We start from the raw sequence: 11,864 nt of genomic DNA on the forward strand, positions 1-11,864 counted from the left end.
CCCAGCCCCGGCCCCAGCCCCGGCCCCAGCCCCAGCCCCAGCCCCGGCCCCAGCCCCAGCCCCGGCCCCGGCGAGGATGGCCCGGCGAGGATGGCACCGGCTGAACGACCACTCACAACACCCGCCCGGACACCGACGAACCACCGACTGCGGCAACACCCAACCGGGCGGCCGACCGGGAAGCCAGACACCCAATCGGGACAGCGGCCGATCAGTCGGTCGACTGCAACGCCAGACGCCCGGTTGGCTGACACCCAACCACGGCACCCAACCACGGCAACCGATTGGAGCGACGCCCAACCACGGCAATCGACCGCGGTGTCATCGGCACCCGACCACGGCACCCAACCACGGATCTGACCACGGAACCCGGATTGGGACAGTGCCCAACCACGGCACCCGACCAACGGGAACCGCAACTATTCGGCACCCGACCAACGGCGACCGATTGGAGCGACCCCCAACCACAGCGACCAATTGAGCGGCTGGCCAGCCAGGCCGGGACGGCCAAGCGGGGCGGCCAGCCACCGCAGCCAGCCACCGCAGCCAGCCACCGCAGCCAGCCACCGCAGCCAGCCATTGCAGCCAGCCACCGCAGCCAGCCATTGCAGCCAGCCACCGCAGCCAGCCGGCCAAGCGTGACGGCCAAGACGGCCAAGGGGGACGGCCAGCTATGGCGGCCAGGCACGGCGGCGGGCGGCCCAGGTGTGGCGGGGCTTCGGCGCGACAGCCCCGCCCGTGAGCCTGCCAGCCGTCGACACGATCACGGACGAACGCGATGCGCCCCAAGCGGTGGACCTTAGGAGTGCCGCCCACGGCACGGTTGTGCGGCATGGCGGGCCGCCGCCCCTAGCAACCCTCGACGCACGCGGCAAACTACCGGTCAGCGGCGGGAGTGAACGGCCGCTCGGCGGCAGATGACGACCTCAGCACGGCAAGCCGGTGCCCGATCGAGGTCGGCCCCGCTTGTCAGGCTGCCACTCGCGACGGTGGCCCACGCCGGCCCGGCACCGACGTCCGAGCGAAAGGGCACGACCGGGCGAGCCGGGACAGGCCGGCAAGGGCGAACAGCCCGGCCGCCGGCGTGCGCGCGGCGACAGCCGGATCCGCCATGTGTTCCATCCACGACAGGGCGGCACGCCTCCGGGCGCGCGGATGCCGCTGCCGTCGGGCGGGCGGATTCGGGTCGGAGGTCGCTGGACTCTCGCACCGGGCCTCACCCGCGATCCCGGGCGCCGCGTCGCCGTCGTTTCGCACCGGGCGGCACCCCATCGGCCCCTCGTCAAGGCTCCGCGTGTCACGAGGTGACGACGGCTCGGACCTGCGGTCGCCGATGGGCTCACCGGCACCCCGAGCGGACTCAACCGCCACAGGAACCGGCTCAGCGACAACACCGGCACACCCAGCCACCGCACCAATCGGCCCAGCGACAGCACCGGCACGCCCAGCCGCCACGCCAGCCGGCCCAGCGACAGCACCGGCACGCCCAGCCGCCGCACGAGCCGGCCCAGCGCCGGCCCGGACAGGACGGGCGGCCGCGGGAGGCGACTCGGCGACACGGGCGGCAGCGCCGACGGGCTCGACGCCGCCGCGGGCGCCGTGAGTGGCAGCGCCGGCAGGACGGACGGCAGCGCGGGCCAGCTCAGCGGCGGACCAGGGCCGTTCGGCGTCCATGTCGGTGGGCCCGGTCGCTGGCGTCAGCGGCGCTCCACGAGCGGCAGCCAGCCGCGCCAGTTTGGCCGCGTGCCGGGCCCGCAAGCCATGCCGGCGTGCCTCGGCGAACTCGGCCCGTGCCGCGGCGCGGAGATCGCGCTTGCGTTGCCATTCCGCGTGTGCCGCCAGGAATCTGGCATGCCAGTCGATCGGTGCGAACTCCGCCAGTGCCTCACCCACACCGCCAACATAGAACAACCCGTGCCAATTAATGGGTTTCTGTGGGTAGTGATGTGGTGATGCCGCCGTGGCAGAGGTGGATCATTTCGATGAGGTTGTCGAGGTCGGCGTAGCCGTGGGAGCGGCGTTGGATGAGGCGGATGCCGGCGTTGATGCTCTCGAGGAGCGAGTTCGACAGTTGGAGGTGGATGGCGTTGAGGATGCCGGTGCGGTGGCGGCGCAGTCGCCGGGCGAGGGTGACGAAGGCGTTGATACCGCTGCGTTTGGCCCGGTTGATCCAGCGTCGTAGGTGGTCGGCTGCGTCGCTGGTGGGGACCTGGTAGAGGCGGCGGAGGTCTTCTTTGAGGCGCCAGGCGTGGTGGATGCGGGGGTGTTTGCGGCGGAGCTGTTCGATGATCGCGGTGCGGGTGGGGTCGTGTTGCCCGGCGGGCTGGCGCAGGGCGCCGCGGGCCTTCTGCCAGGTTTGGGCGGGTGTCAGTCCAGCCACGGCGATCTTTACGCCCTGTTCACGGCAGGTCTGGTAGGCCAGGTCAAGCGCTTCGCCGGCCCATTTGATCACGTGGAACGGGTCGAGGCAGATCGCCGCGTGCGGCACGTGGGTGGTGGCGGCGCCGCGGTAGATCGCGGTCATGTCCATGCTGACCGCCTCGATCCGGGCTCGGCCGTCCTCGCCGAGAGACTCCAGGAATCTGCCGAAGACGTCCTGCCTGCGGCCCTCGCCGACGAACACCACCCGGCCGGTGTCGTGGTCGGCGACCACGGTGAGGAACTTGCGGCCCCGGCGGTAGGCGATCTCGTCGACGCCGATGCGGTAGATCGCGTCGAGACGCTCGCTGTCCAGGTGGGTATCGACGAGCCTGGCTACGAGGTGGTCGACGGTCTGCCAGGTGGTGCCCAGCAGCGCGGCCGCGGCGCTCTTGGACATCCGTTTCGCCAGCCAGCAGGCCATATCCTCGAAGTCGCGGGTATGCCGGGCGCCGGGCCGGGCCCACGGCATCCACTCGCTGCGGACCTGCCCGCAGCCGCGGCAGTCGACCCGGCGGATCTCCGCTTCGATCACCACCCGGTACCGGCCGAAGTCGACATGACGCCACTTCCTGCGGGAACGGTCGTACCGGGCCCGGCTGGTCCGCCCGCACGGGCAGACCAGCACCTGCGAGCGAAGCCGGACCTGCACCACCATCGCGGTATCCGTGAAACACACGTCGTCCACAACCGTTCCCTCGAAGCCCAGCAGACGGTTGATCACAGCAGCGGCGCGCACGTGGATCCCTTCGCTCACAACGGTCTTCAGCAACCTGGTGAACGAACCGGCATCCCATGCGCGCCGCCATTTTGTCCGTTACAGCCCCCTATCCCCACCCACAGAAACCCACTAATTGGCACACCCGTACGACAAAAATCCTAATGCGACAGGCAACTGATCGTGGAAAGGAGGTTGTTCAGCGGGCGGCCCATGGTCAGCCTCGTGTCGGCCAGCGACAGGCCGTGCACCGAGGTGGCGTGCGGGGCGTTGGCACTGTAGAACACTACCGGCAGGTCGGCCGTGGTTCGGTGGGCGCGCAGGAGGTCGAGCAGTTCGTCGCCGGCGGCCTTGGGCAGGTGCAAGTCGAGCACGGCCACGTCGAAGTGCGGGTGCTCGTCGGCGACGTCCAGCGCCTCTTGCGGGCTTGCCGCGGTGATCACGTGGTGACCGCCGATCTGGAGCCGGATGGCCGTCGTCTCCCGGATCTCCGCGTCGTCGTCGATGAGCAGGACTCGCGCCATGGCAACATGGTTCCCTTCACGGTGGCTCGCAACCTTCCCAATCGGTCGCGATGCCACCGAGGTAAGGGCGAAGCCCGGCGGGCATGACGACATGAGGGACCCGGGCGACCGGGCCCCTCATGCGCCGAGCCTTACTGACGCGGGCGCCGGCGGCGCATCACGATCAGGACCACCACGACCGCGATGATCACGACCACGGCGCAGCAGCAGGCACCGATCAGGCCACCGCTGGCCCGCGGCCGTCGCTTGGCGACCTCGCCGCCGAACTCGAGCGTCGAGGCGTCGACGACGGTGGCGAGGTAGCTGTACACCCACGCGAAGAGTGCGGTCATCCTGCCACGGTAACCGGTCGTGTCACGCGCGCACCCAGGCGGTGGTGTCCGGCGGCAGGCTGCCGTCGGCCGCGAGGTCGCCGCTCACGAGCAGCACCTCACCCGGGGGCAGCGGGACCGGCACGGCGCCGAAGTTGGTGATCACCCGGACGCCGCCGTTACGGAAATCGACCAGATCATCACCATCGAACCACGTCAGGGTCCCCCCGCCGAGGCCGTACTTGCGGCGCAGCCGGAGCGCCTCGGTGTAGAGCGTCAGCGTCGACCCCGGCATCCTGCGCTGGTACGCGACGGCGAAGCGGTCCCAGTCGCCTGGCTGCGGCAGCCACGACCGGCCGTTCGGGCTGAAGCCGTACGCCGCCACGCCCGGCTCCCACGGGATCGGCACCCGGCAGCCGTCGCGGCCCCGTACCTCACGCTTCGACCGAAACCACGTGGGGTCCTGGCGCACCTCGTCGGGCAGCGTGGTGTGCTCCGGCAGCCCGAGCTCCTCGCCCTGATAGAGGTAGGCCGAGCCGGGCAGCGAGAGCATCAGCATCGTGGCGGCCCGGGCGCGGCGCAGGCCCTGCGCCTCGTCCGGCTGCGGGTCGCCGACGCCGATGCCGCCCTGGGTGGAGTAGCCCGGCGGGAAGCCCATCCGGCTGGCGTGGCGCACGACGTCGTGGTTGGACAGCACCCAGGTGCAGACCGCGCCGACCGGCTCGACCCCGGCGATGCTGGCCTCGATCGCGGTGCGCTGGTCCTGCGCCGTCCACGGCGCCATCAGGTAGTTGAAGTTGAACGCCTGGTGCATCTCGTCCGGACGCACGTAGCGGGCCAGCCGCTCAGCCGGCGCCACCCAGGCCTCCCCCACCATCATCCGGTCGCCGCCGTAGCCGTCCAGAACCTGGCGCCACTGCCGGTACACCTCGTGCACGCCGTCCTGGTCCCACATCGGCGGGATCCGGTGCTCGGCACCCGGACTGGTGATCGGCATCTGCGCCTCGGTCCACTCGGGCAGGCCGCTCTCCTTGACCAGGCCGTGGGCGACGTCGACCCGGAAGCCGTCGACTCCCCGGTCGAGCCAGAACCGCAGCACGTCCTCGAACATCTTGCGGACCTCGGGGAGGTCCCAGTTGAGGTCCGGCTGGCTGGTGTCGAACAGATGGAGGTACCACTCACCGTCCGGAACCCGCGTCCAGGCCGGCCCGCCGAAGACGCTCTGCCAGCCGTTGGGCGGCAGTTCCCCGTCGACGCCGAGACCCTTGCGGAAGTGGTACCGCTCCCGCGCCGGACTGCCGGGCCCGGCGGCGAGCGCCTCCTGGAACCACTCGTGGTCCCAGGAGGTGTGGTTGGGCACCAGGTCGACGACGACCCGCAGACCCCGCTCCTTGGCCGCGGCCATCAGTTCGTCGAAGTCGGCCAGGGTGCCGAAGCGCGGGTCGACGTCGCGATAGTTCGCGACGTCGTACCCCGCGTCTTGCTGGGGCGACGGGTAGAACGGCGACAGCCACAGAGCATCGACGCCCAACTCGACCAGGTGGTCGAGGCGCGACGTGATGCCGCGCAGATCCCCGAGCCCGTCGCCGTCAGCGTCGGCGAACGACCGCGGGTAGACCTGATAGATCACGGCATCGCGCCACCACACCAGTTGACTCACCCCTTGACTCCACCGGCCAGCAGGCCGCGTACGAAATAGCGTTGCAGGGACAGGAAGACGACCAGCGGAATGATCATCGACACGAACGCGCCGGAGGTCAGTCGCTGCCAGTCGTTGCCCCTCGTGCCGGCCAGCTCGGCGAGCCGGACGGTCAGCGGCCGGGTGCCCGGACCGGACGTGAAGACCAACGCCACCAGCAGATCATTCCAGATCCACAGGAACTGGAAGATGGTCAGTGACGCGAGTGCCGGCGTGATGAGCGGCACGACGATCCGCCGGAAGGTCATCGCGGGACCGGCCCCGTCGACCCGGGCCGCCTCGAAGAGATCCTTCGGCAGTTCGGACATGAAGTTGTGCAACAGGAACACGCCGAGCGGCAGGCCGAAGCAGGTGTGGGCGAACCACACCGCGAAGAAACCACCGCCCAGGTCTGTGTACCCACTCATGAGCTTCAGTACCGGGATCAGGGCCATCTGGAGCGGCACGATCTGCAGGGCGAACACGCCGATGAAGATCCAGTCCCGGCCGCGGAAGTTCAGCCACGACAGCGCGTACGCGGCCATGGCGGCGATGCTGACCGAGAACAGCACGGCCGGCACGGTGATGACCAGCGAGTTGACGAAGTAGCTGGCGAGCCGGCCCGAGGAGGACGAGGCGCCGAAGACGACCTCGTTGTAGTTGTCCAAGGTGAGGGTGGGGTGCTTGAAGAACGTCCACCAGCCCGTGGTCTTGATGTCGTTCTCGGGCCGCAGCGACGAGACGAACAGGCCGAACGTCGGGATCGTCCAGACGATCGCGATGACGATCGAGATCACGCTCGCCATACGCGAGGAGAGCTTCCGCCGCACGCGGCCGGCCATGGTGCTCGGCTCGGGCCGGTAGAGCGGATTGGCCTCACGAGCATGAGTGCTGACGGTGCTGCTCATCGGGTCTCCGTTCGGTGCCGCAACTGCCGGACCTGGTAGATGACGATCGGCACGACGAGCACGAACAGCAGCACCGCGAGGGCGGAGCCGCGGCCGCTGTCGTAGGCCCGGAACGCCTGGTTGTACATCTCCAGGGCGAGCACGCTGCTCTTGAACTGACCGCCGGTCGAGGTCCGCACGATGTCGAAGACCTTCAGCGTGGCGATGGTGATGGTCACAACCACGACCACGACCGCCGGGCGGATGCTGGGCATCGTCACCCGCCAGAACATCTGCCACGGGTTGGCCCCGTCCATCCGGGCCGCCTCCAGGATCTCGGCCGGGATCGCCTTGATCGCAGCCGACAGGATGACCATCGCGAAGCCGGCCTGAATCCAGATCAGCATCACGATCATGTAGAAGGTGTTGCCCGGCGAGTTGCTCAGGAACTGCCGCGGCTCACCGCCCAGCCATACCAGGACCTGGTTGAGCAGGCCGATCTGCTCCTGGTCCGCTTCCCGGTAGGCGTAGACGAACTTCCAGATGATCGCGGCGCCGACCAGCGAGATCGCCATCGGCATGAAAATCAGCGACTTCGCGACTCCCTCGCCGCGGGCCTTGTCCACCAGTACCGCATAGATCAGGCCGAACCCCGTGGACAGCAGCGGCACGCACACCACCCAGAACAGGGTGTTGCGCAGCATCAGCAGCGTGTCGTCGTTGGTGAAGATCCAGCCGTAGTTGTCGAACCCGACGAACAGGTCGCCCTGTGCGTCGTAGAACGACAGGTACACCGTGCGAACCAGCGGGTACACCAGCCCGGCGCAGAGCAGGACGAGTGCCGGGCCGAGGAACCCGATCGCGTGAAGCCGTTCCCTGCCCTTGCCCCATCTCGGCAGGATGTCCAGCACGAACAGCAGCATGCCGACGACCAGAACGAAGACGCCCATGTACATGAGCGCCGGCCAGATCTTGGCGACGTCTGCGGAGAAGTTGTACTCCATGGGGGTGTCCTCCGACCAGCCGGGTCCGGCGCCGTGACGCGTGACGCCGGACCCGGGTTCAGTTGGCTACTTGGGCCAGGTGCCTTCGATGTAGTCCAGCGTCGCCTTGGTGTCCTTGGTTCCGTTGATCCAGTCGGTCATGCCGGTCCAGAAGGACTTCGAGCCGACCTGGGCGGGCATCATGTCCGAGCCGTCGAACCGGGCCACGGTGGTCGAGTCCTGCAGAATCTTCACCGATAGCTGGTCGATCGCGCCGGTCACGGCGCTGACGTCCAGGCTCTTGTTGGCCGAGATCCAGTCGCCGAGCTTGGCCTTGCTGTTCGCCCAATCGCCGGAGGAGAGGTAGGTCTGCACCTTGACGACCTCGGGACGGTCGGCGAAGGCCGAGACGAACTCGCCACCCACGAGAGCCGGCTTGCCCTTGGTCGGGTCCAGCGGCGGGAAGTGGAAGGCGAAGACGTCGCCGTCCGCGGCCACCTTCGTGCCCTTCGGCCACTGGTTGGAGTAGAAGTTCGCCTGGCGGTGCAGGCCGCACTTCTTGTCCTTGACCGGCAGGCCGGCCTCCTGGAACGAGGTGGTCACGATGCTCTTCGGGTTGCCGACGTACTTCGGGTTCTTGAGGATCGACGCGGTGCGCTCGGCGGCCGAGAAGATCTTCGGGTCGTTGAACGGGATCTGGTGGTTGACCCACTGGTCGTAGACTTCCGGACCCTGGTCGCGCAGGACGATGTCCTCGATCCAGTCGGTGGCCGGCCAGCCGGTGGCCTCACCAGACTCGATGCCCGCGCACCAGGCCTGGATGCCGCTCGCGGCGATGTCGTCGCTGAGCTTGATCATCTCGTCCCAGGTGGTCGGGACCTTCCAGTTCTTCTCCTTGAAGAGCTGCGGCGAGTACCACACCAGCGACTTGAAGTTCGCGCCCAGCGGCACGCCGTAGGCCTTGCCGCCGACCGTGGCGTAGTTCGCCCAGTCCTTCGACCAGTTCTTGTCGAGGTTCGCCTTGACCGGGGCGGGCAACTCCTTGAGCTGGCCGGCCTTGGCGAACGACGCGAGCAGGCCGGGCTGCGGGAAGACCGCGAGGTCCGGCGGCTGACCACCGTCGGCACGAACCTTGATCTGGGTCTCGAACTCGCCGGATCCCTCGTACTCGATCTTGATGTTCGTGCAGGCCTCGAACTGCTTCCACGACTGCGTCAGCCTGTCGGCCTCGATGTCGCGGATCGTCGCGTAGATCGAAACGGTCGCCTTCTTGTCGACCTTGTATTGCGCGAACGGCGCGCACTCAGGCTTGTCGGCGTTGCTGGAGCCGGAGTCGCTGTCACCGCCGCATGCGGCTGCCGCGAGGGCCATTGTGGCCACACCGGCGAGCGCGAACGCCCGACGCCGCCACGAGGGGACGGCCATGGTTAGCCTCCTTTGGGCTAGACCCGGTCCGGGCGGGTGAACAGCGCCGCCCACGTACCGGTGTGTGCTGTGTTCCTCGGATGTAAGCGCTTGCACGGTTGGTTTGTCGAGGCCTTCCACGGCATTCATCGATAACGAGTGAGTAACACGGCGGACATATTGCTGGATGGCCGTGTGTTGCTAGCCTCGCCCTGTGGCCGACATTCCCGGTTCCGTCAGCATGGAAGACGTGGCCCGGCTGGCCGGCGTCTCGACGGCCACCGTGTCACGCACGCTTCGTGGGTTGCCCAACGTCGCCGACGAGACGCGCGACCGTGTCTTGCAGGCCGCCCAGTCGCTGTCGTACGTCGTCTCGCCCTTCGCGTCGCGCCTGGCCACCGGACGCACCCACACGGTCGGGGTGATCGTGCCGTACGCCTCCCGCTGGTTCTTCGGCCAGATCGTCGCGGGAGCCGAGTCGGTACTACGCGAGCACTCGCTCGATCTCCTGCTGTACAACCTCGGCGACATCCCGGCCCGGCAGCGGTTCTTCGGGCAACTCCCGCTGCGCCGCCGGGTCGACGCCGTCCTCACCGTCGCGATGCAGTTCGCCGACGCCGAGCTGTCCGCGTTGGGCAGCCTCGGCGTGCCGATCGTCGCCGTCGGTCACGACGTGCCGGGCGCCGGCTGCGTGCGCATCGACGACGTCGCCGCCGCGGCGACCGCCGTCCAGCACCTCGTCGGCCTGGGACACCGGCGGATCGGCATGATCTCCACGTACAACGACCAGAGCATGTTCCTGCCGGTCGCCCACGCCCGGCGGCGGGCGTACGCGGAGACCCTCGCCAAGGCGGGCATACCGCTGTCGGAGGACCTCGTCGTCTCCGTGCCGCACGGCATGAACGGCGGGGAACAAGCGATGCGTCGCCTGCTCACGCTCCCGGAGCCGCCGACCGCGGTCTTCGCGGAATCGGACGAACTGGCGTTCGGCGCGCTGAGCGCCCTTCGCCGTACCGGACGTCACGTATCGGTCATCGGCTTCGACGACCACGAACTGAGCGCGTTGCTCGACCTGACGACGGTCCGGCAGCGAGTTTTCGAGCAGGGCGTGCTCGCCGCGGGGATGCTCCGCCGCGCGATGACCACGAGCGGGTGGACCCCGGAAGAGCTGCTCATGCCCACGACCCTGGTCCTGCGGGCGTCCACCTGGCCGGTTGCGGTTAGGACGGTCGACGCCGGGTAGGTCGCGGGCACCAGATTGGAACTCGACCGGTACCCCGGGGGTGTGCCATGACAGCTGAGATGCCGAACCCGCCCGCAACGTGGGACCAGCCCGACGACGAACTCGACGAGCTTGTCGGGCCCGACTCCGACCTGATGGAGGAGGAGCCTGACCAGGCCCCGCAGACGGACTTCTTCTGGGAGGACGACGAGGAGTAAGGGCGGAGTCCGGCGGGCGGGGGTATCTCGTTGGTGATGCCCGTGGGGGGCGTGCTACGGTTACCTCCGTTCAGCCGGGCGCCGCTAGCTCAATTGGCAGAGCAGCAGACTCTTAATCTGCGGGTTGTAGGTTCAAGTCCTACGCGGCGTACAAGATCAACAAAGCCACGGCCTGGGGAAATCCTCCCCTGGCGTGGCTTTTCGATTGTCCACGATGGACGATTGTGTGATCGGCGTGCGATCCGTAGCGTTCGCTACACGTCGACACAGCCCGACACCAGGCGATTAGCCGATATGACGTAGGGCACATGCTAATGCGGATATGCGGCGATGAGTGCCATGACGGCGCAGGTTCGAATCCCGCCGGGGGCACGTCACAGAACTGCAAACGCGCAGCGCAACTGGCCGATCACTGAATGCGGACGCTAGTTTCCTGCTCACGTAGACAGCCAACGGTGCCCCGGATGTGAATGCCCGGGCCGCCGTTGCATTTGTCGTATCGAGCCAACGCACCCGCGAGACGGCATACCTGGTCGTGTCCCTGCCCGCCGACCAGGCACAGCCAGCCGACCTGCAGCAATGGGCACGGCTGGAATGGCACATCGAAAACCGGCTGCACCGGGTCCGCGACGAAACCTTCCGCGAAGACGCCCACCAAGCCCGCACCGACAACGGACCCGCCGTCGCAGCCGTCCTCCGCAACACCGCGATCGGGTACCACCGCAGCAACGGCGAACCCAACATCGCCCGAGCCACCAGACGCGCCAACCACCGACCACACGACCTCATCGACGCCGTGACCAGGAACTACCCGACTACGCAATGACCCTGCTGGTCGTGGGTGGGCATCGAGCGTTCGGAACTGTTCGGAACGATCCAAGTGGATTGACCTGCGGATGAGCGGGCTGTTTAGCTCGGAACAGGAAGACGAGCACCCGTCATCAGGAGGATGCATGCGCAAACGCCCACTACTGGCCGGTTCGACTCGTACGCGTCGCATGTTGACCAGTGCGGTGATCGGAACCGCAGTGGTTCTCGGCACAACGGGGGTTCCTGCACAAGCTGCCAGCGCTTGCGTAGGCTCCGGGATCGACCGGGTCGGTGGCACCTACACTGAGGTATCGTCCAACTGCATCGTCGTCGGATCAAGCCATACCACAGTCATGTATGAGGTGTTCGGGGATAGATTGCACCCCAACCAGCGCGCTGTGGTCGAGGTATACGGGATTGAGCACGGCAAATCTACATGGTACTCCCTGGGGACAATCGCTCCGGGGCCGTCTATTCTTTACACGGTGCCGTGGGGCAAGCACACAGGCACGCCGAAGATCCGCATCACGGCAACAAGTGCAGGCGGTGCCACCATCGCGAAGATCATCTTCAATCACTGAGCTTAGAGACCGTCAATAGGGCGGGAGTCGGTCAGGGCAGTGGTTTGAGGTAGCAAACAGGCACGGGCGTGTCGATCATCGGAGTTCTCGACGCTCTGCGACCGACAAGG

Annotated in this window: 11 protein-coding genes and 1 tRNA gene; 5 read left to right on the forward strand and 7 right to left on the reverse strand. The window is 67.8% G+C overall.

All coding sequences use genetic code 11. The annotated features are described in order from the left end of the window. Window positions 1–1,921: 1,921 nt before the first annotated feature. From Drose_RS32050 to Drose_RS32080, 7 genes are all read right to left on the reverse strand, one after another. On the reverse strand, window positions 1,922–3,190 hold the full coding sequence (locus Drose_RS32050; protein WP_260723251.1) for an ISL3 family transposase: 1,269 nt from the start codon (window positions 3,188–3,190) through the stop codon (window positions 1,922–1,924). A 107-nt stretch (window positions 3,191–3,297) separates the two neighbouring features. Beyond that, window positions 3,298–3,660, reverse strand: coding sequence for a response regulator (locus Drose_RS32055; protein WP_260725003.1), 363 nt, complete (start codon window positions 3,658–3,660; stop codon window positions 3,298–3,300). Between the two features lie 131 nt (window positions 3,661–3,791). After that, the gene (locus tag Drose_RS32060; RefSeq protein WP_260725004.1) at window positions 3,792–3,992 is read right to left on the reverse strand and encodes a hypothetical protein; all 201 of its coding nucleotides are present in this window, start codon (window positions 3,990–3,992) and stop codon (window positions 3,792–3,794) included. 22 nt (window positions 3,993–4,014) lie between these two features. After that, on the reverse strand, window positions 4,015–5,631 hold the full coding sequence (locus tag Drose_RS32065) for a glycoside hydrolase family 13 protein (RefSeq protein WP_260725005.1): 1,617 nt from the start codon (window positions 5,629–5,631) through the stop codon (window positions 4,015–4,017). Continuing rightward, window positions 5,628–6,557: a carbohydrate ABC transporter permease gene (locus tag Drose_RS32070; protein ID WP_260725006.1), complete on the reverse strand. Its 930-nt coding sequence runs from the start codon at window positions 6,555–6,557 to the stop codon at window positions 5,628–5,630. Before Drose_RS32070 ends, Drose_RS32065 begins: the two co-directional genes overlap by 4 nt. Then, on the reverse strand, window positions 6,554–7,540 hold the full coding sequence (locus Drose_RS32075) for a carbohydrate ABC transporter permease (protein ID WP_260725007.1): 987 nt from the start codon (window positions 7,538–7,540) through the stop codon (window positions 6,554–6,556). Before Drose_RS32075 ends, Drose_RS32070 begins: the two co-directional genes overlap by 4 nt. Before the next feature lie 66 nt (window positions 7,541–7,606). Further along, window positions 7,607–8,944 (reverse strand): ABC transporter substrate-binding protein, encoded by a 1,338-nt coding sequence (locus Drose_RS32080; protein WP_260725008.1) that lies wholly within the window; start codon window positions 8,942–8,944, stop codon window positions 7,607–7,609. A 193-nt stretch (window positions 8,945–9,137) separates the two neighbouring features. On the opposite strand from Drose_RS32080, the gene Drose_RS32085 reads away from it, so the two are divergent. From Drose_RS32085 to Drose_RS32105, 5 genes are all read left to right on the forward strand, one after another. Further along, the gene (locus Drose_RS32085; RefSeq protein WP_260725009.1) at window positions 9,138–10,166 is read left to right on the forward strand and encodes a LacI family DNA-binding transcriptional regulator; all 1,029 of its coding nucleotides are present in this window, start codon (window positions 9,138–9,140) and stop codon (window positions 10,164–10,166) included. 47 nt (window positions 10,167–10,213) lie between these two features. Beyond that, the gene (locus Drose_RS32090; RefSeq protein ID WP_259859342.1) at window positions 10,214–10,363 is read left to right on the forward strand and encodes a hypothetical protein; all 150 of its coding nucleotides are present in this window, start codon (window positions 10,214–10,216) and stop codon (window positions 10,361–10,363) included. Window positions 10,364–10,441: 78 nt separating this feature from the next. Continuing rightward, window positions 10,442–10,514, forward strand: a tRNA-Lys gene (locus tag Drose_RS32095). A gap of 315 nt (window positions 10,515–10,829) precedes the next feature. Continuing rightward, a complete protein-coding gene (locus tag Drose_RS32100) occupies window positions 10,830–11,189 on the forward strand; it encodes a transposase (protein WP_260725010.1) in 360 nt (119 codons plus the stop codon). A 127-nt stretch (window positions 11,190–11,316) separates the two neighbouring features. Further along, complete coding sequence (locus tag Drose_RS32105; protein WP_260725011.1) at window positions 11,317–11,754, forward strand: hypothetical protein; 438 nt, start codon at window positions 11,317–11,319, stop codon at window positions 11,752–11,754. The last annotated feature ends 110 nt before the right edge of the window (window positions 11,755–11,864 follow it).

Source organism: Dactylosporangium roseum (assembly GCF_025264685.1).
Taxonomy (GTDB): Bacteria; Actinomycetota; Actinomycetes; order Mycobacteriales; family Micromonosporaceae; genus Dactylosporangium; species Dactylosporangium roseum.